General features: G+C 60.8%; 18 protein-coding genes. 3 read left to right on the forward strand and 15 right to left on the reverse strand.

The window, feature by feature from the left end; genetic code table 11:
* Positions 1-149: 149 nt before the first annotated feature.
* Positions 150-872 carry a hypothetical protein gene (locus tag H147_RS0117470; protein ID WP_043700316.1) on the forward strand — a complete coding sequence of 241 codons (723 nt, stop codon included), beginning with the start codon at positions 150-152 and terminating at the stop codon, positions 870-872.
* Positions 873-1,080: 208 nt separating this feature from the next.
* On the opposite strand, the gene H147_RS0117475 is transcribed toward H147_RS0117470, so the two are convergent.
* The 15 genes from H147_RS0117475 to H147_RS0117545 form a co-directional block, all read right to left on the reverse strand.
* Positions 1,081-1,905: a Cof-type HAD-IIB family hydrolase gene (locus H147_RS0117475; RefSeq protein WP_019956690.1), complete on the reverse strand. Its 825-nt coding sequence runs from the start codon at positions 1,903-1,905 to the stop codon at positions 1,081-1,083.
* Positions 1,906-1,914: 9 nt separating this feature from the next.
* Positions 1,915-3,252 (reverse strand): TIR domain-containing protein, encoded by a 1,338-nt coding sequence (locus tag H147_RS0117480; protein ID WP_019956691.1) that lies wholly within the window; start codon positions 3,250-3,252, stop codon positions 1,915-1,917.
* 361 nt (positions 3,253-3,613) lie between these two features.
* Positions 3,614-3,781 carry a Pam3-gp28 family putative phage holin gene (locus tag H147_RS21210; RefSeq protein ID WP_169379870.1) on the reverse strand — a complete coding sequence of 56 codons (168 nt, stop codon included), beginning with the start codon at positions 3,779-3,781 and terminating at the stop codon, positions 3,614-3,616.
* Positions 3,782-3,794: 13 nt separating this feature from the next.
* Complete coding sequence (locus H147_RS0117490) at positions 3,795-4,448, reverse strand: TIGR02594 family protein (protein WP_019956693.1); 654 nt, start codon at positions 4,446-4,448, stop codon at positions 3,795-3,797.
* An 88-nt stretch (positions 4,449-4,536) separates the two neighbouring features.
* Positions 4,537-4,845, reverse strand: coding sequence for a hypothetical protein (locus H147_RS0117495; protein ID WP_019956694.1), 309 nt, complete (start codon positions 4,843-4,845; stop codon positions 4,537-4,539).
* Between the two features lie 11 nt (positions 4,846-4,856).
* The gene (locus H147_RS0117500; RefSeq protein WP_019956695.1) at positions 4,857-6,782 is read right to left on the reverse strand and encodes a DUF2793 domain-containing protein; all 1,926 of its coding nucleotides are present in this window, start codon (positions 6,780-6,782) and stop codon (positions 4,857-4,859) included.
* Positions 6,783-6,790: 8 nt separating this feature from the next.
* Entirely contained in the window at positions 6,791-10,765 is a 3,975-nt protein-coding gene (locus tag H147_RS0117505; RefSeq protein WP_019956696.1) for a baseplate multidomain protein megatron, read from the reverse strand.
* 12 nt (positions 10,766-10,777) lie between these two features.
* The gene (locus tag H147_RS0117510; protein ID WP_026352654.1) at positions 10,778-11,212 is read right to left on the reverse strand and encodes an NlpC/P60 family protein; all 435 of its coding nucleotides are present in this window, start codon (positions 11,210-11,212) and stop codon (positions 10,778-10,780) included.
* A gap of 8 nt (positions 11,213-11,220) precedes the next feature.
* Positions 11,221-12,105, reverse strand: coding sequence for a phage/gene transfer agent baseplate hub protein (locus H147_RS0117515; protein WP_019956698.1), 885 nt, complete (start codon positions 12,103-12,105; stop codon positions 11,221-11,223).
* Complete coding sequence (locus H147_RS0117520; RefSeq protein ID WP_019956699.1) at positions 12,102-12,728, reverse strand: DUF2460 domain-containing protein; 627 nt, start codon at positions 12,726-12,728, stop codon at positions 12,102-12,104. The genes H147_RS0117515 and H147_RS0117520 overlap by 4 nt, the downstream gene beginning before the upstream one ends.
* On the reverse strand, positions 12,728-15,175 hold the full coding sequence (locus tag H147_RS0117525) for a phage tail tape measure C-terminal domain-containing protein (protein WP_019956700.1): 2,448 nt from the start codon (positions 15,173-15,175) through the stop codon (positions 12,728-12,730). The genes H147_RS0117520 and H147_RS0117525 overlap by 1 nt, the downstream gene beginning before the upstream one ends.
* Entirely contained in the window at positions 15,168-15,401 is a 234-nt protein-coding gene (locus tag H147_RS21630) for a DUF7697 family protein (protein WP_446001676.1), read from the reverse strand. Before H147_RS21630 ends, H147_RS0117525 begins: the two co-directional genes overlap by 8 nt.
* Positions 15,398-15,835, reverse strand: coding sequence for a phage-derived protein YdaY family protein (locus H147_RS0117535; RefSeq protein ID WP_019956702.1), 438 nt, complete (start codon positions 15,833-15,835; stop codon positions 15,398-15,400). The genes H147_RS21630 and H147_RS0117535 overlap by 4 nt, the downstream gene beginning before the upstream one ends.
* 2 nt (positions 15,836-15,837) lie before the next feature.
* Positions 15,838-16,776 carry a phage tail tube protein gene (locus H147_RS0117540; RefSeq protein WP_026352655.1) on the reverse strand — a complete coding sequence of 313 codons (939 nt, stop codon included), beginning with the start codon at positions 16,774-16,776 and terminating at the stop codon, positions 15,838-15,840.
* 24 nt (positions 16,777-16,800) lie between these two features.
* Positions 16,801-17,223: a hypothetical protein gene (locus tag H147_RS0117545; RefSeq protein WP_019956704.1), complete on the reverse strand. Its 423-nt coding sequence runs from the start codon at positions 17,221-17,223 to the stop codon at positions 16,801-16,803.
* Positions 17,224-17,303: 80 nt separating this feature from the next.
* Here H147_RS0117545 and H147_RS20425 point away from each other — a divergent pair, with 80 nt between their 5' ends.
* Complete coding sequence (locus H147_RS20425; RefSeq protein ID WP_162561705.1) at positions 17,304-18,185, forward strand: hypothetical protein; 882 nt, start codon at positions 17,304-17,306, stop codon at positions 18,183-18,185.
* A gap of 128 nt (positions 18,186-18,313) precedes the next feature.
* Positions 18,314-18,904 (forward strand): hypothetical protein, encoded by a 591-nt coding sequence (locus H147_RS21085; protein ID WP_162561706.1) that lies wholly within the window; start codon positions 18,314-18,316, stop codon positions 18,902-18,904.
* Positions 18,905-18,906: the final 2 nt, after the last annotated feature.

The raw sequence follows: 18,906 nt of genomic DNA on the forward strand, positions 1-18,906 counted from the left end.
AAATCAAACGCTTAAAGCCCGACCTAATCAGTCGGGCTTTTGCTTGTGCAGTTCTTGTCAACGCCTTGTCAACGTTTGACGAGTCCCCCCTAAAGCAGGGGGCCTTTTTGGATCTGGCTTGCTCTAAAACCTTGTGGCAGCATCCAGCCATGATCGAGTTTCGTATTTTCCACGATGACCATCCTGACCTGAAGCACTCGCCGTTGCTGCGCGCAGCGCTGTTGACGCTGCAGTATGCGCAGAAGCACGGGGCCATCGGTTTGACCAAGAGCAAGGCGTTCAAGCGCGTCTTCGTCCACTGGGCCGTGGAGCATTTTGACTGGCCTGGCAGCAGCGCGGAGGAGATGTTCCGCTACAACAAAGTCATCAACGAATACGAGTTCCCGCCGCTCGAGCTCCTGCATTACCTCTTAATCACCTTGCGATTGGGGCGGCACTTCAAAGGTGAATTCCGGCTGACCGAGCGCGGTACGGAACTGGCACAGACACCGGGGAAGCTATTCGCTGATCTGGTCCCCTTCTTCATTCTCCAGATCGACCACGCGTCCTATGCGCGCTTTGAGGATCGTCCATTCGGCAAGTGGGATGTCTGGATGAACGTGATCAACGTCGAGGCAGATCACGGGACAACCGAAGGCGCGTTGTTCGCGGCGTTCTATGGCGAAGAACATGATTGGGACAATGCGGGATGGCGCGAAATGGTCGCCTTCTCATCTTGCGTCTTGCACCCGCTTGAATGGGTAGGGCTGCTTGTACAGACCCATGAAGAGCGCGACGGCAAACATGTGCATCACGTCTTCAAGACGCCCCTGTGGCGCAGTGCCCTGAAACTAGACACCGATGACATGTTGCGGCCAGTTTGTGTTCAGTGAACAGTCGGGGAGCTTCCGACGAGAGTGGACCTTCATGATTGTTGCAGCGAAAGTCTTAAAAGAGTCCACGATTTTGATTTCTGCGTCTTGCATGGATGTTGGCTGTCACCGCAACCACCAAATACATAACAAACTAAGTCTGGATTCTGTCATGAGCCTGAAAACACGGCATTTTTCAATAGTGCCACCTAGGCCACAGGACTGTTGGTCATTTCTCACGAAACCAATTGGTCAGAAAATTGGCGATACTTGGCGCATTATTGTCTTCGATTACAAACCTTGCAGCCTTCTTGACTGCTATTGATCCATTTCCCATGGCGACTGAGTTCGAAAATTTACTTATCATCTCTAGGTCATTGTCAGCATCTCCGAAGACTAACACATCACTAAAATCGCTCGATGCCGCGTCGATCAGACTCACTACTCCTTGGTACTTAGACGCTGAAATTGGGCTTATCTCAATAATCGTTGGCCGATCCGAGAATAGGTTGACCGCCTTCGTTAGGCAGCTGGCCTTAAGGTCAGCGAGAGCTTGAGAAACGGCAGCTTCAGCTCCACGAAACATCAGTTTATAGACCGATTTTTTGGCAGCAAGCTCAAGCAAACAATCCTGTCCAATCTTATCTGGACGGAGCCCTGTACCGCGAATCTCGCGTTTCAACCAATAGTCTTCTCGATTTGCAAACCAGTCGTCCCGAGAGAACAGCGACGCCGTTAAATCCTTTCCTTTGACTACTTCGAGCGCGAGGCTAATTTCTTCGAAACCGAGCGGTGTTGAAAGATGCGCCGAAGAATTCACATCAAACTCTCCGTATGCGAAGCAGAATGCTCCATTAAAAGCAACAACTCCGCATTCGACTTCAATCTGCGACCTAATCACTTCAATCGACTTTGGCGCTCTAGCAGATGCTAGAATTATCTTAACCCCCTTTGCTCGATGCAAATACTGTAAGAGGCTGATGTTGTCAGGAAGAACTCTCTTCTCACTGTTAATCAACGTACCATCAATATCAAAGACTAGAGTCGATGCCATTTCTTCAGCCTAACATATCAGTATCTTGGAACCCGTTTTCTCAATCTTAGCAAGGTCACATGCTTGCTGAGCTGTTTCGTCGGTGATGATCGATAATTTTGGACCAAACTCCGCGAACGTCAGCTTCTGCTCGATCCCAAATTTTCTGCCTTCAATTAGCGCGACGCTCTTTTTAGACCTTTCAAACATAACACGTTTGGTACTGATCATTGTCTTACTTTTGTTTGCCAGTCCGATCTCTCCGTGGACTCCATTAGCACCCAAAAAGCAGATATCGAATTCTTCCACGCCAGCCTTGGTTAGAAATTTGGATATCTGTTCATCAGCGTCTTGCTGGACTGTTGACAGCGACACAGGTCGGCAAACCCCGCCTATCAAGAACACTGAACAAGAAGCATTACGTTCGTTTCCGTCGATATCAGTAAGGCAACGCATTATCTCCGAAGCAATTGTCACTGAGTTTGTTAATATTTGAACCCCATAGACAAGGCGAGCCTCCAAAAAGCCACAGAACTCCAGCACCATCTGATGCGTGGATGAGCCACCATCAATGCAGATGACCATGTCATCCTCGATCATTGTAGCTGCAGCTTTAGCGATGGCTTTCTTGGCTGCTTCTCCTAGTTCACGTTTTTGGCTAACACTCTCGTTTGCTAAGAACGCAATTTCCTGGTCGAAAAAATAGCCTTGCAGTTGATTGGATTCCTTAAGACGCCCCAAAACTGCACGCATGCCCTCAACATCTCTAAAGTCACACCCATGATGCAAGTTAACCAACTGCAGTAGTTCATCGTTCCGAACAGGGTTTTCCCGGCGATACGGGTAGATTTCCTCTCTGAAGGCTTTGGCGTACCGTGCAAAAGTTCTTTCTGCATTTAGGAAAGTACTCTCGGCCGACTTGGCTTCCGTCACCGGAACTTTCTGCGATCGCACAGAGATTGCAAAAAGCTCGTTCACCAATTGCCTGCAAGCCGAGGCGATGGTTTCTTCGCTAAAATCCAAACAGCTTATGTACTTCCTCTTATCGAGGTCATACTGGCTGATAACGGACAATGCCGACTTCTCCACGACAAATGGGAGAAGCACAGGTGAGTTTACATTCAGCTCCTTATCGAGTGCCCATTCAATTTCCTTTTTGACCCAGTCAGATTTTGCAGCAAAATCATCCAAAAAAAGTAGGACGTAGTTGCTATCGTTTCTTACTGCATGATCCAATGTCTCATACAGATTGTCTCCCAAATTGATGTCTTTCTCGTCGAGCCAGACATCAATAAAATCCGGCAACTGTCGTCGCACTTCTCGAACGAGCAGCTTCTGGCGTGAGCTGTGGCTTAAGAAAATCTTCATCAGTCGAACCGCCTTTCTACTACTAGATTAAGGCAATTGCCTTTTAAAATCGCCCATGAATGACGCCTTTTCGAACGGGTTGTCAGGCAAGGATTATTTTCAACCCTGCCTACCTACGTTATTGCCTGCAAGGTGTAGGTGTAAATCCTGTTTGTTTTGCCATCTGTCGAAACAACTACCGGCAATGGAGGCCACATCGACAAGCCTATGTTCCCATGTGACAATGTTGAAAACTACTGCTTCGAGCACTTTTCCATTTTCGATAGCGGCCCTTAGTGGCAAGCGCAGCGAACCGCAGAAAAGTCCGCACTGCGGTCACTCAAGATGGACGTCTCGAATGACCGCTCCACCGCAGTTGGCTCTACCTCGCCCGTTTGTCGGCAACCGACCAAACCACCGATCCGATGGTCAGCAGTGCTCCGATCACTGGTTCAATATCGGACGCTTCGACATAGCCTTTGGCCACCAGCGCGGTGCCAGCGACGGTCAGAATTTGGCGGATCAGCGCGAGGATTGTAGGTTTCAGCATGATTTTCTCCTCTTCATACTTCATTGGTGGTTGCGAGGAATTCGCCCGGCATCATGGTCGGCAGGCGTTGCGGGCGGGGCGGATAGGTCGCGGGCCAGCGGACGCCCAAAAGGCGTGACTTGGCGATGCGGGCGATGGTGACCGCGTCGGACTGGTTGCCGCCGAGCACGTAAAAATGCGTGTCGTCCTGACCAATGGCGAAGCCTACATGGCCACCAGAGCCGCGCGAGAACACCAGCACCCCGCCGGGTGTCGGCTTCACCTCCTGCCCGAACAGCAACCAGTTGCGGGCCCAGTAGGGATTGGTGCCCAGCGCTCCCAGCAAGGGCTCGTCTGGCAGCGCCACGCGGATGCAGGTCTCCACGAAATCCCCGCACCATGGGTTCTTCGACGGATCGCCTAAGGACCGGCCATCACGCTTCAACCAGTCCATCAGCCAGGAGCGATCACGGGCTTCATGACGCCCCAAGGCAGATTTGGCCTCCGTGATCCAAGGCAAGGGGCCCAGCGGGGCGACGGCTGCCGCGCGCCCATTCGCGGCCAGCAGCGCCTTCATCGCGCGGGCAGTGCGCAGGCCCCAGAGGCCATCGATTGCGCCAGGTGAATGGCCCAGCTGTTCCAGACCATTTTGGATCAGCCGGATGGGGTCACGGGTGTTGGCAGTCATGGGGAGGCTCCTTTCGCCCGTCGCCGGGCATGAAAAAACCCGCCTTGCGGGCGGGTCGGGGTGGATCGGTTTGATGTGTATGTGTTGGTCAGTTGGTGCGGCCGCGCTGGAAGGCCTCGAACATCAGATCGCGCATCGCACGGATGTCTGCCTCGATGCGTTCCAGCCGGTCAGCGTCGGTCTCGCGGTCTTCGGCGCGCTGGCGGTCTACGCGATCGCGCTCGGCCAGAAGCTCGCGGTCCAGCCGCGCCAGCATAGCGTCATTGGTGAAGGCTTTGCGTGTGACAGCGGCCAGCAGAGCTATGGTGCCGCCGATCAGCGCAGTGATCGCGGCGGTGATGCCGTGGTCGCGAAAGGCAGCGCCAACATCCTGCAGCAGTGTGGTTTGTTCTGTCATGGTTCGGTCCTTTAGAAATCGGTCTCGACGTAAACACCTGAGCAGTCGTAGGCGACCGCCGCTGCCGTGGCGCCGTTGTTCATGTAATTGCGCGGGCTTAAGAGCTGGGTAGTGGCAGGCATGTCGGTGGTGATGGTGAACTCGACGGCTGCGCCGCTGACCTCCTCGACCACCCGCACGCCAATATCCTGCCCGTTTGGCGCGGCGGCGATGTAGAGCGTCAGCACGTTCGTTAGGCTATTGACCGGGAAGCTAGCGCCCAGATCCGTCAGGCTCGGTGCGCCGGTACCATCGTTGTGCACCAGCTGCCAGTTGGTATGGGTGCCGCGCTGGAAGCCGATCCCGATGCAGTTCGCCGCAGCTGCCAATGTCAGCGTGGTGGCCAATGCCGCAGTTGACCCATAAAGCCCGAAAAAGCCCATGCCGGTGGCCTGAAGAACGTTTAGCGAGAGGCGGTTGACGTAGTTCCACCCACCCAAGCCATCAGCATTACCGCGCCAGCAGACCCAGCCTGCGGAGCGTTCTTCGGCGGCAGCGTTCGCGGTTGCGGCACTGCTGACGCGCCAGCGCCGCATGCTGTCGGCCAGACCGATGGTGGTGAGCGTTGGCGTCGCCACAGTGCCCACGGCGGTGCGCGGCATGCCATTGGTGTTGACCGTCGTGCTGCTCGATGGGGCCCATGTTGCGATCCGGTTCACCCCGAAGTGGGGCTGCAACGGAAAGAACCGGCCCGAAGGGCGCTGCACGTCGAGCCATCCCGCCCCTGCGCGATCCCGGGCGTAGACCGCAAGCTTGCCCGCAGGCGGCGGGTCCGGGGCGGCGGGCAGGCTTGGCATATGCAGCGGTTCGGGCAGTTCGACCCGGCCGGAGCTGCGGTCAATCCGGATGGCATCAAAGAAGGTCGATCCGTTCGGGCTGACCTTGAAGCTGAAATCGTCGCTGCCCAACAATCCGATCAGTGCCCGCGCCGAGAAGCCGGTCTTGAAAGCGAAAGCGGCGTCGTTGGCTGGCGCGGCCTTGTTGAAGGTCGCCTCGATCCCAGCGCCTGCGTTGTTGAACAGCATGGCGGGGGTGTTGACTGAGAGCCTATTGAAGTTGTCAGCGGTCGCACCACCGAGCCCCAAGAGCTGGGCGGTCAGGTTTGCCTGTGGCATGCCAACCAGCGTCACGGCATTGGCGAAAGTGACGGTTGGCGTGTTCACCACCGTGGCCCCGGCAGCCCCTGCGGTGGCCGAGCCGATGTTGACGATGGTGGTGGAGCCCGATGCGCCACCAGTCCCGAGATTCAGGGTCTTGGTGACCCCAGTCGTCGTGGCCCCGGTCCCCATTCCATATGTGGCCGTCGTGGTTGCTGTGCCGATGGATGCTGCCGCTGCTGAAACTGTGACAGTGCCCGACGCCGTCAGCGTGCCCGAGAAGGTTTTGTTGCCGCTGAACGTCTGGGTGCCTGCGAGGATTGCCAGTTCGCTGGAGGTGTTCGGCAAGGTGAAGCTGCGGGTCGTGCCGGTGCTGATACCTGACAGCGAGAACAGCGCACGCTTTGTCGGATCGACGGCATTCACCAGACTGAAGATGGCATCTGATACATCCACCGGTTCTCCGACGACATCCCAGGCGGTCCCGTTCCAGACGACAAATGCCTGTTCTGCGGCTATCCAGGCCAGCCAACCCGGGCGCGGGACCAACCGCATCCAGACGCCATCGACCCAGAAGGCCACATTCAGATCCCAGCCTGCCCAAAGGCCGGTGGCACCAGAAACCACGATATATCGGTCGCCGTCGGCTGGCGATGCGGGTGGCGTGGTGCGGCTCCGGTCGAGTACACTCAGCTGCACCATAGCGTCCAGCAGCCGAAGCGCCTCATTGTGGGTGACATGTTTTTGGGCCTGCGATGCCAGGATGTAGGGCAGCAGGAGATGGGTGGTAATGTCGGACATGATAGCCTTCAGAAGATGAGGGTAACGGACCGCCCAGCGCCCCGGCCGATCAGGGCGGAGAGCTGATAGATCCGAATTGCGAGGGATTGGTCGGGGCCGAGCAGTGCGCCCCAATCGGTTGTCTGCTGGGCCGCGGTGTAGAAGACGCTGGTTGTATTGGTGGTCAGCGTGCGTTTGACGGTTTCGCCATCGCGGATTTCCACTTCATAGGTCTCAAAGTCCTCGGCCAAGGGCACATCTCCCATGCCCCAATTGTCGGCGGCGAGGGATCGCGACCGGCGCGTCCAGCGGATCGTCAGATCACCCGGGCTGCGCGCTGTTCGCCACGGCTGTTCGATATGGGCCACCGAGAAGGGCCGCAGCCCAGCGCCTTCGGGCGTGAAGCTGATCGCGACAAAGGTGTCATCGCTGACCGGCCGCGACGCTGGGCCGATGCGCCAGTTCCATGGCAGGCCCAGATCAGCCTCAGCGATGGGCAGTGATGCCAGCGTGTTATCCAGAACAACCACCCGTGTGCCGGTCGGCACCATGCTTGTAATCGCCCCTTCGGTTCCACGCTGGCCGCGTAGTAGACGTGTCAGGCGATAGCGTCCGGGCGCGAGCAGCTCGGCATTCCCCGCTTGGACGATCTCCCATTGCCCAGCGGCGGCCTCAATGGCCAGCGCATTTGCACCGCCCAGCAAGGCGATGTCTGTGACACTTTCCAGCGTGCCCGAGAACAGATCGACCTCCAGCGCGTTGCCAAGATCGAAGCGCGATACCGGACCGGCAAAGAAGTCCGCAGCCAACCGACCCACGCGCGCGCGGGTGCCAAATGTGTTCAGCAGCTCAAATCCATCCATCGCGGCACTGCGGTAAACAGCGATTGCGCCCGGCCACGGTCTGGCATGGGCGGCGACAAAGGGGCGATGCGCGGGTTGATCTTCACGCAGCTGCGGCAGATCGAGCAGAACCACATCGGGCGACCCGAATACCACGGGCGTCGACAATGATGCGGGGCGTGGATCACCGGGCGGCAGATCGTAGACGGCGCGGTCCTGGCGCACGGCATCAATGCTGCGCAGGTCCGAGTCCGCGATGGACACCAGCCGCAGTTCCGTCAGGCGGCCATCATGGTCGAGCAGGATCACGTCGCAGGGATCCAGCGCCAGACGTGAGGGAGGCAGGCGGAACACGGCAGTTTCGCGGCCAACCCATGCCTCCATGAGCGCGCGACGGCAGCGGCGTTCGGCTTCTTCTGGCGGCACCGCCATCGGGAAGGCCTCGGAAGCGATGCGTGTCGTGTCCACTGTGATGCGCCGGGCTTCGACTTGTGCTGCATCATAATCCTCATCCGCACGTGCGACTTGCCATTTGAGCGCCTGCGGCAGTTCGGTTTCCTGCGCGCGGGTGAGTTCCATGACGTCGCCTTCCGATGATGACGCGACCATCGCGTCGGGCGCGATGTTCATGCTGGCAATCCGACCGCGCATCAGGAACTTGATGCGCCCCTCGCTTTCCACCGCATCGAAGCCAAAATGCCGTGCGAGTGTAGAGATCGAGGCGCGCGGAGCTTCCAGCGCCGAAATCACATAGCCTTCGACACCGCCCCAAAGGCCGGAGACATCGATCCGCTCCTCCGGCATGCCAGCGCGCAGGCAAAGGTGCCGAACCAGCGCCGCCAACGACACCGCGCCCAACCGTCCGGTCAGCCAATGCCCACGCCGCCAGTTCGGACCATCGGTCCAGACATCTGTCAGTTCGGGAAAAAACGGATAAGGGCGCGCATCCCAAGTCCAGGCGGCGCATTCCGGCACATGGACCATCCGGTTGCCATAGACAGAGGAAGTTGGATTGTTCACCGCGGCACCCCAGAACAGATAGGTCGCTTCAAGGTAAGCCCGCTGGATCGCGTCGTCCCGCCACCCCCGAGAGAAATGCGGCTCGAAACTCTCAGACGACTTTGGATCAAAAAACACGTTCGGCTGGTTGGTGCCCCGATCAATCGCCGGGCAGCCCAGCTCGGTGAACCAGATCGGTTTGGACTGCGGCACCCACGCGGTGGGCGTTCCGCTTTCCACCCCACCCGGCCGGTTGAAATGTGGGTTTTGCCACCAGGATCGCAGATCCTTGAAGCGGTAGACCCACGGCTTAGCGGCGGCACCGTCGGTGATCGGCGTCCGGACCTGCGCCGCCCGGTCGGCCAAGCTGGCATAGAACCAGTCAAAGCCTTCGCCGCCGGTGATATTGGATTGCAGGTAGGACCGGTCGTAGATTGCAGGCGCGAGGCTGGCGTCGGCATGATCAAACCCGTCACGCCAATCCGAGAGCGGCATGTAATTGTCGATGCCTATGAAATCGATGTTGGCATCGGCCCAGAGGGGGTCGAGGTGGAAGAACACATCGCCGCTGCCGTCGCCCGGCTGGTGGCCAAAATACTCCGACCAGTCAGCGGCGTAGCTAATCTTGGTGCCGGACCCGAGGATCGACCGCACGGCCGCTGCCAGATCGCGGTAGGCTTGCACTGCCGGGTAGGTGGTGGCGTTCGACCTGATCGTGGTCAGGCCCGGCATCTCAGTGCCGATCAGGAAAGCATCGACACCCCCGGCGGCTTTGCACAGATGCGCGTAGTGCAGCACCATGCGGCGCAGACCCCAATCGCCAGCGGGGCCGGTCCAACTGACGCTCTCCCCTGAGACGCCGAAGCTGGCAGGTGTCGCCGTGCCGAATAAGGCTGTGACCTGCGTTGCCGCTGCTGGAGTTTTATCGACGGTCCCGGCAAAGCCTGCCGCCGGGGAGCATGTGATCCGGCCGCGCCACGGGAATGCGGGGTGGCCTATCGCCGAGGCATTGGCACTGTAGGGGTTGGGCAGCACGTTGCCGGGCGGCACATCCATCAGGATGAACGGATAGAAAGTGACGCGCAGACCGCGTGCCTTCATTTCTTTGATCGCCTGCACCACCGCGAAATCTGCCGGGGTGCCGCCATAAACAGGTCGGTCCTCGGCGTCGCGGCTGACGAGAATCGCATTGGCGCGGCTGACACCATTCACCGACCAGGCTGAGGGCGTGGTCGACTTGGCCGCTACCTCGACGCCGGGACGGACCTTGCAGCTGCCAGCCCGCAGATCGTCGCCAAACCAAGCCACCACCAGCGATACGCTTTCCACGGCTGGTGCCATGGATTGCAGCCGGTCCAGCGCCACGACAATATCGGCAGTGTCGGAGATCGCATTCAGGTTCTCGGCGACGGTTGCGCCGCCAGCGCCGCTCGATTTCTTCACTGGCACCGTCGCGTAGCTGAACTCGCCCGAGGCCGGGATCAGGGTAACGGCTTTGACCAGCCCCTCGGCGGTGTCCGCATCTGCGAGCGGCCGGAACACCTCAAAGCTGATCTGTGGCAGGCGGTTGCCGAAACCGCTGAGGTTCAGCTCCTCAAACACGACATAGGCCGTGCCCCGATAGGCGGGGGTGTTGGTCGCGCCCATCTTGGCGGTGATGAACGGATCGGGGGTCTGCGTCTCGTCGCCGGGATACCAGCGCCAGGTGACACCGGTCATATCCATCGGTTTGCCGTCGACCCAGACGCGGCCGATGCCGGTGATCTCGCCCTCGCAAAGCGCCACGGCGAAGCTGGCATAGTAGAGATACTCGGTCGTCGTGACCTTCGCGCCGCCCCCGCCACCCTTGCCGCCACCTTGGGTCGTGGTCTTGGTTTCCTCGCGGAAATCAGTGGCCCAGATGATATTGCCACCAAGCCGCATCCGGCCAAAGAGGCGCGGGATTACAGCGCCTTCGGTCGCAGAGGTGATGCGCAACCCGTCGAGCCGCGCGCCTTCGATGCGTTGGGCGGGCGCGAGGGACGACACAATCCAATTGTCGACCATGGATCCTACGGTCGAGCCAATGAAGCCGCCAATGCTGAATGCGCTGACGCCAAGCAGGGTGCCGCCGATGGAGCCACCGATCGTGGCGCCAACCGCCCCGAGTACAAGCGATGCCATGTGTTTGGACTCTCAGTGTTGAGGAAAAAAGAAGGAAAAGGCGATGCGCCGCCGCCAGACCGGGGTCAGAGCTTCCTCGACGACGCCCAGCCGCTCATAGGAATGGATGAACATGTCGGGCTCCGTCAGGATCCCGACATGCTTGGCGATGGCGCGCGGCGCCATGCGAAACAGGACCAGCGCGCCGGGACCGACGTCAGTCAGTGCAACCGGAATCATCATGCGTCGCGCCCCATCCGCCAGCACCTCGTGGGGTCCGGTCTCGCCCCAATCGCGGCTGTAAGGTGGGATCGTGAAAGGCTCATTGCCGACCACCTCGCGCCAGACGCCGCGCGCAAGTCCGAGGCAATCACAACCCACGCCACGCAGGCTGGCTTGGTCATGGTAGGGCGTGCCCAGCCAGCTTCGTGCGGTGGCGACAACCAAGGCAGGATCTGCTCCGGACAAAGACTGCCTCACAGCACCCCGCCTTCGTGCCCGCCGTCCTGACTGGCATAGCGCAGGACTGAATCTTGACCAGGGATGTTCGGGAACCCACGAAAGTTGGCCGTGTTGGCGAATTTCGTGCCACACGTCACGATCCGCTTGTCGCAACCAGCCCGTGCGACAAAGGCGTCGCCCTCGGCGATGGCACGCACCGGCCCTTCCAGCAGGGTCAGTGTCGTGACGCTGTCTGCCAGATCATGCGCCAGCACCTCGATGATGCGCCCGGTATTGGCACCACTGGTCCAGGTGATCGTGCCGGATGTGAACCAGCCCGCCTCGAACGCCGATAGACCCGAGGCCATAAACGCGCGGTCACGCAACAGGTCGGTAATCATGCCCGCACCCTTGTAGGCGGTGTTTTCCAGATTGATCCCGCAGCGCACATCGCCCAGCGCCGCATCGCACCCCGCCTGAAACGTCCGCCCAACGGTCTGGCCTAACACATGCGCCAGCGACCGCACTTCCGCCACGAAGGCCATCCGCCCGCGCCGGATTTGACCCACAGCCCCGCGTCGCATCAGCACCCGCTGGCTGGTGTCGGCCCAGTTCACCCGCCACAGCTCCACCGCTGCATTGTCCCAGCGCCCGTCGAGGATGTCCGTCTCGGTGATGCGGTCCGAGGTCAGCACGCCGCTCGCGTCTTGCGCATCAACGGCAAGGTCGGAGCCGGAGCGGATTTCCGAGGCGGCAAACCCGCTTTTGGGCTCAAACTCTGTCCCATCGAATACCAGCGCCCGATCATGGTCAGTAAAGCCCAGCGCCACGCCGTCCGCCCGCGAAATCCGCCAGCACCAGGACAAGGTGGTCGTGCCATCATCGAGATGCGCCTGCAGCGCAGGGGAAAGGGATTTCATCTGCGGATCTCCAGCAGCGGGATGGACGTGATCGAGCCTAGCCGTTCAATGTCGAGGGTAACGTCGAGCGTGTCGGTGTCGAAGCGCACAGGGACATCGAATTCGAAGCCTGCGCGGATAATGACGCCATTGGCCGGGGCTGTGGTAAAGGTGATCATGCCGGTGGTGGCATCGAGCGCCCAGCCCGACGTCTGCTCCACCATGCCCAGCGCAATCCGCACGGAACCAGTCACGGGCTTGGCAATCATCCGCGTCCAACTTTGCGCGCCGGATGCATAGTGTTTTGCCAGCTGGAAGGTCTTCAGGCTGCCTGTGCCGGTCCCGATCTGCTGATCAGTCGCGGATATTCCCTGCGAGGGCACTGAGGATTTATAATCCGCCCAATCTTTGTACCGAAAGCCGTGCAGGCGACCGTTCCGGGCCTCGAAGAAGGCAACCACCAAAGCCAGATCATCTGCACGGCGAATGCCGTAGACGACATCAAAGCGCCGCCGGGAGTTCGCCCAGCTGGCGTTGCGTTCTTCGTCTCCAGAGGCCAGTTCCACGATCTGGGTGCGCCGTTCCGGCCCGCCGCGCGCACCACGGCTGATGTTGTCGGGAAACCGAACCTCGTGGAACGCCATCACATGCCCCTCCGACCGAGAGAAACGGCACGGGCGATATCAGCCGCGACCTGTGTGCGGGATTGCCGAAAGCTTTCCGCATCGCGGGACATGATTGTGACGGAGATATTCGGCGCTGCGCTCTGTCCCTGGCCATATCCAGCAGCTTCGCGGCGGGATAAAACACGCTCGCCGCGCTGTAGGATCGCTGGAACCTCGTCAGGGCGCAGTCCCGCCCAGCCCCCGGAGTGCATGCGCGGGGCACCGGCGAAGGCCATGGCAGGCACCATCCGGCGGTTACCTGCGACGCCAACTGTGCCGCCTGAATGCAGGATGTTTGCGAACAACCCGCCCGAGCCGCCAAACGCACCCGACAAAGCATTGGCGATTGGCCCGAGAATAAAGCGCCGCGCGGCCAGCTTGGCCAGATCAGCAAGCATCGAAGTGACCAGGCTGCTGAAGTCCAACTTGCCGGTTTTGACGAAGTCGCCCACGGCGTTCTCGGCGCTCTGGAACGCCCCGACCAGCGTCTGGCCTATATCGCCGCCGATATCGCGGGCCTTGTTAGCATAGTCGGCCAACGCAGCCGTAACCGCGCCCCAGCCAGTCGCCGCCTGTTCCGCACCCTCGGCAGCTGCCGACCCGGCTGCGCGCGCTGCAGCACCTGCACCACCGGCAGCGGTCGCTGTGTCATCCAGTTCAACCCCGAGCGCATCCGCCGAGGTGGCAGCATCCGCGAGGGCCGTTTCGGCCTCGGAACCGGCGCTGGTCATCGCGTCACGCAGCGCCTGCCAGCTTGTCAAAGGACGGCTGGCAGCATCGGCCAGCATGCCTGCTGCCTCGCGGTAGCCATCGGCCCGGGCGCTGGCATCGTCGGCCGCAGCCCCCAGTCCCAGATCAGGCGTATCGACGTATGTTCGCCCCAGTGCCGCGGAGAACGCGTCAGCTGCCGCAGCACCGGCCGCTTCAGCCGCACCCGCGAAGGGGTTGTCGATCCCGCCAAGGGTCACCGGATCGAGCGTGCCGATCCGCACGCCGCCTTCGCCGGTGGCCCATTCGGGGAGCAGATCCAGCGCTGCGTTCAGCGTCGCAATGAAGCCATTGATCCGGGTGACGACACCATTCAGCATCGACTCCACACCGCTGATCAGCCCGTTTGCCGCCTGAAACGCGAAGTCGCCAATGGCAGCGGGGAGCCATCCCCAGATCGCCTTCATCGCATCGAAAGCGCCCTGGAACACAGCCACCGACCGGTCACCAAAGCTGAACACGCCGGTGACGGCACCATCGAGCGCAGTCAGCGCTGTGGCTTTCATCCCCTCCCAGCCTGCCGCCATCCGCGCGAGTGCTGCGTCCAGCGCGAGGCCGATGCGCCCCCAAACCTCGGAGGCGAGGTCGGAGAGCAAACCCATCGCGTTACCAAAGCCACCGGCACCGGCCATCAGCCGGGTAAACTGATAGACCAGCTCGCCCGCGCCGACGATCAGCGCGCCAATACCGGTGCGGATCAGGGCCCCGCGCAGGAACACGAGGGCAGTGGCGAGCCCGCGCACCGAGAGGGCAGCTACAGCCATTCCGGCGACCCAGCGCCCTGCCATCACGGCGGCAAAGGTAGCGGCATAAGTCGTCAGGCGTCCGATATTGTCGAAGAGTGCCGTGATCGCGATGCCCACCGGGCCGGTCGTGCGGGCCATTGCTGCCAGCGCATTTGCAACTGCTTCCAAGGCCGGAGCCGCCGCGACCGCCAGCTGGTTCGATACGCCGCGCCAGATCAGCCCAAGCCGGGAGATTGCGTCGTTGGTCCGCTCGATCTGATCGGCGTCCTGCTCGGAAACAACGACGCCGAAAGCAAGGACATCCTCTGTCGCCTGCCGCAGTGTCGCGGTGTCGATCCGCGACATGGCGATGGAGCCTTCCTCGCCGAACAACTGCCCCGCAACTGCGGCGCGCTGGGCGGCAGGTATGAAGTCTTCAATGGCCGCATTGATTGCACCGACACGCTGGTCCAGCGGCAGGGCGATCAGGTCGGCGGCCGAGAGACCCAGCCGGTCCAGCGCATCAGCAGCGGGCCCGGTCCCTGCAGCCGCCTGGCTCAACCGCCGCGTCAGATCCTTCGTAGCCTGCTCGATCCCGGACATCGACACACCGGCCAGTTCACCCGCCCGCTCCAGCGTCTGGATCGAGGCGACGGTCGTCCCGAGCGACTGCGCCAGTTTTGCCTGCGCGTCCACCGTCTGCAGGCCCGAGCGGATCATAGCGGCCCCGGCGGCGGCCAGCGCCGCCGTTGCGGCGGCTGCAGCCAGCGTGGCACGACGAGCGAAAGCGGCCACGCGGGCATTGGCCATGTCCATCTCGCGCGACAGACGTCCGAACCCGCGCGCCCCGGCCTCACCAACACCTTCCAGCTCGGCGCGCACCTGGCGGCCGCCTTCCGCCACGAGGCGGACGGATACCCGTTTTTCAGCCATCGCGGCTTCCTTCCATCTGTTCGTTTACTTTGCGGACCATCACGGCCTCGATTTCGGGCAGCAGTTCGGCGGCGATCAGGGTGTCGATGCCTAGCGCTTGGGCAAGTGCAATGGCAGCACCCATGTCCCAGCCCAGCACAGCGCCCGGGACTACCCGCAGCTGCCCGCCGAGGCGGCCGACCAGATCCCAGACCTGCCAACCCTCCCGCGTTTGTGGCTGGTTCAGTCTTTTGGGGCAGTCCGGGCAGCGCCCTTCGCACGCCGCGCAATAACTGTCGCCCCCGCCGAAGGACCAGTCGGCAAAGGCGCGGAGACGTTTTTTTCCGCGTCCAGGATCAGGCCCCGCGCGACGTATTGGGTCTGAAAGGCCTCGAATATCGGCCAGATTTCCAGAAGGGCGTCGATACCATCGGGTGTGACTGGCAGGGAATTGCCCACGTCATCACCGACACCCTCCCAATCCAGCACGGCCCGGCGTGCGACGGCCTTGGCCATGGCGAGCGCGAGTTCCTCGGTCGTGGCCGTATCAGGCATGACCTCGATGGCGGGATCGGCGCGGGCTGAGACCATCAGCGCGGTGGTGAGCGGAGCCACCAGCAAACGCAGGCCGGGCGCGAGGTCCAGCCACTCTGGGACGGCGGTAAGGTTCAGTCGGATCATGATCAGTATCCTGTAAGGGTGTTGATAAGGACGGCGGTGCACATACGAGCCGGGCTGGTGGCTTTGGCGGCTTGCCAGTCAAAACTGGCCTGCACGCCTTGGGGTCCGGCAATCTCAATGCGCGGGCGGGGCAGATAGACGGCGTGAGCGGTGAAGGTGAAGCTGGCGTTGGCCCCGAGGCTGTAGTTGAACTCCAACTCGCAGGGGCTGCCGTCGATCGCTTGCGTGACCAGCGTTGTGTCGGAAAACCGCACCTCGATCCGCCCCGTCAGGGCCGCCATTGTCGGATCAGCCCCATCGATGCGGCCATCGCCGCGGATCGTCTCGATGCGGTCGAGATTGTTGGAATAGGTGATCTCGGCGGAGACGACGTTGCCCAGCGCCGTGCCGTTGCGTTTGACGGTGCCGTTAAAATGGCCGAAGCGCTGAAGAGCGAGAGCGGTTGGTGTGCCAGCGGCCGTTGTGGCTGCGATGGTTTCGCCTTGGGCGATAAGACGGGCGGTGGCGGTCAGCAGACCCGAGCGTTGCATCTGCCAGGACAGTTGATCCAACACACAGCCGGAATACATCGCAAATCTCGGCACTTCCGGCATCGCCGTCTCGATGGACATGCTCGGCAGCGTCCAGTTGCCCGACTGAAACGTGTGGGTCTTGGGCGTAGTGCCGCTTGTGGTCGGTTGCCCAAAAGCCGCCTTCAGCCAGAAGCCGAAGGCCTCGACATCAATCGGGGTCACCACCTCGCCGTCGGCTGTCACCGCATCCTTGATCGGGGCGAGCGGATCGCGTCCATAGCCCAGAAGTTCGGATTCCAGCAACGGCTGTTCCGCGCCAAGCGTCGCCCGCGCAAAGGGCATCAACCGGAACCCACTCACCGGCGGGGTGCCGTAAACTGTCTCAAAGCCAAGCGCCATCTGCGCCCGGGCGCCTTGCGCTCGTGCCATATCGTTCTCCTAATTGTCGGGGTGTCAGGCCAACGGGCCCGTGGTGGTGTAGTGCAAAACGACGGTGATCACCGCCGCTTTCAGGGTAACAGCGCCCTCAACCGGCAGATCGACAGAGGCAGGGGCCTCTGCCTCGACCCAGTCGCAGAGGCCGCCGAGGGCGCGGTCGGTTTCCAATGCTGTGCCGATCTCAGCGATCAGCGCGTCGAAGGCAGTGGCCCGATTTCCGGCTGCCTCGACGATCACCTCCAACTCGGCGCGATGCTCATAGTGGTAGCGCAGCGGCGACAATGTGACCTCCGGCTCGCCGGGTTGGCCGTCGCGTAGTATGATCAGCCCGGCCGCTGGGATCCGTTCGGGGAGAACCTCTTCTCGCAAGGTGAGGGCAGCAAGCGGCTGCAGCCGTGCATGAAGCGCTGCGAGGACGGTTTCTCGGGTTGTTGGCATGGTATCCGATGGGTTTGGTGGACTCTCGACGGAAAGTGACATGTAGTGATCAAGACTGCAGCGGTCCGAAAGCGATTGAATTGAAAGAAAATCTTGCGAATGCATACGGATACGCCAAGAAGGCATTGAAACGCGGCGCAGCAGAGGTCGAAGCGGCAGCGCCGCATTTTGAGAAAGCTGTCGCTTGGGGCAAGCGGCAGCATGAGCGCCTGTCGCCGCATATCCCGAACCAAAGTCAGATTGAGATCTGGGCAAAGGACAATGCGGCAAGGTTCGGGTGGAATGAAAAGCCGAAAGCAAGCTCACTTGAGCACTTGGAAGAAAACCTGAACGCGATCGTCGCGGCCATCCGGCAGGACTCCGAAAAACGAACACGTATATTCGTCAACACGGTGATCGGCAAAACAACTGGTATTGCCGCTGTGACCGGTATCGCCACCCTGATAACAGCTTTCGGTACCGCTGGGACCGGCGCCGCGATAGGGTCACTCACTGGTGCAGCGGCAACAACGGCGCAGCTGTATTGGGTGGGCTCGATCATCGGTCTCGGGACCGCTGCTGGAGGAGTGATCTTGGCGGGAACCGGCATAGGCATTGGAGTCGGCGGCGGTCTTGTAGCAAAGCGATGGCTCTTCGGTAAGCCCAGACCCGAAGGTGATCTGCACGAGCACGAGAAGGCTATCCTCGTGGCCTGCATCACGTTGATCAAGGCGATCCGGCAACAGATCGAGAATGGCGCACCGACAACCAGTGCCGAAATGCGCCTCATCGCCGAGCATGCGCTGATCCCTTTGGCCAATCAGATCAACCAATATTGGAGCCAGGCGAGCCTGGACGAAGAAGGAATTCCCGGATGTCAGCCATTTACCAAGACGCTCGCCTTACTGCATCAACGCAAGCTCGATCACTGCAGGACAGAGATCGGCCGGATCGCGATCTCAGCCTTGGCCGCGCCGCAATAGGGGACGGACAGCGCAGCGCTGCCGTTGTTATTGCGGTAACCCTCCAGCGACTGGTTGATGACAGCAGCCGCTTCTGGTCGGTTGAAGAGCGGCTGGTGCTTGACGCGCTCCGGCGGTCATCTGACCAGTTGCGTGATGCAGATGTTGGTGAACTCGCTGCCTATGTGGCCGCACTGGACCCGGGACAACTTCGGGGTGTCGCTTCGAATATCAAGGGCATCTACCACGAGCTGCTGTATGTTCATGGCGTGAACGCGGATGGGGGAGAGATTACCGCCGAGGTTTTCGGCGCGACCAATCATCCGGGTGCAGATGTTCAGTTCCTCGTAGAGGGGGACGTCATCCGAGAAGTTCAGCTGAAGGCCGTCGCATCTGTTGCGCCAATCCGCGAGCATCTTTCCCGATATCCCGAGATTGAGGTCCTGGCTACAACAGAAGTTGCGGACAAGATCGACGGAGTAGCCAGCTCAGGGCTGTCCAACGAGCATCTGACAGCCAATGTCGATCACGTCTTCTCCGGTTTGCCCGGCGATGGACTGCTTCATGAAGTCGGCGAGGCTGTCGCAACTTCGGCGCTCGTTTCTGGCGCTTTGGCCGCAGGCCGTGTTCTGCGAGCAGGGTCGGTTTCGCCCGATCAATTCCGAAGTGCCTTTGGTGACATGGCTGTGGGAGCAGTTACCGCGACAGTGCTTGACGCGCTGCTAGCTGGTGTTGTCTGAGG

It is taken from the genome of Yoonia vestfoldensis DSM 16212, assembly GCF_000382265.1.
GTDB classification, from domain to species: Bacteria; Pseudomonadota; Alphaproteobacteria; order Rhodobacterales; family Rhodobacteraceae; genus Yoonia; species Yoonia vestfoldensis.

Coding starts and splice junctions, on each gene's coding strand:
- H147_RS0117515 (WP_019956698.1), bottom strand. CDS start 12,105: ATGAAATCCCTTTCCCCTGCGCTGCAGGCGCATCTCGATGATGGCACG.
- H147_RS0117545 (WP_019956704.1), bottom strand. CDS start 17,223: ATGCCAACAACCCGAGAAACCGTCCTCGCAGCGCTTCATGCACGGCTG.
- H147_RS0117505 (WP_019956696.1), bottom strand. CDS start 10,765: ATGGCATCGCTTGTACTCGGGGCGGTTGGCGCCACGATCGGTGGCTCC.
- H147_RS0117535 (WP_019956702.1), bottom strand. CDS start 15,835: ATGATCCGACTGAACCTTACCGCCGTCCCAGAGTGGCTGGACCTCGCG.
- H147_RS0117475 (WP_019956690.1), bottom strand. CDS start 1,905: ATGGCATCGACTCTAGTCTTTGATATTGATGGTACGTTGATTAACAGT.
- H147_RS0117470 (WP_043700316.1), top strand. CDS start 150: ATGATCGAGTTTCGTATTTTCCACGATGACCATCCTGACCTGAAGCAC.
- H147_RS0117500 (WP_019956695.1), bottom strand. CDS start 6,782: ATGTCCGACATTACCACCCATCTCCTGCTGCCCTACATCCTGGCATCG.
- H147_RS0117540 (WP_026352655.1), bottom strand. CDS start 16,776: ATGGCACGAGCGCAAGGCGCCCGGGCGCAGATGGCGCTTGGCTTTGAG.
- H147_RS0117480 (WP_019956691.1), bottom strand. CDS start 3,252: ATGAAGATTTTCTTAAGCCACAGCTCACGCCAGAAGCTGCTCGTTCGA.
- H147_RS21210 (WP_169379870.1), bottom strand. CDS start 3,781: ATGCTGAAACCTACAATCCTCGCGCTGATCCGCCAAATTCTGACCGTC.
- H147_RS0117495 (WP_019956694.1), bottom strand. CDS start 4,845: ATGACAGAACAAACCACACTGCTGCAGGATGTTGGCGCTGCCTTTCGC.
- H147_RS0117520 (WP_019956699.1), bottom strand. CDS start 12,728: ATGGCGTTCCACGAGGTTCGGTTTCCCGACAACATCAGCCGTGGTGCG.
- H147_RS0117525 (WP_019956700.1), bottom strand. CDS start 15,175: ATGGCTGAAAAACGGGTATCCGTCCGCCTCGTGGCGGAAGGCGGCCGC.
- H147_RS0117490 (WP_019956693.1), bottom strand. CDS start 4,448: ATGACTGCCAACACCCGTGACCCCATCCGGCTGATCCAAAATGGTCTG.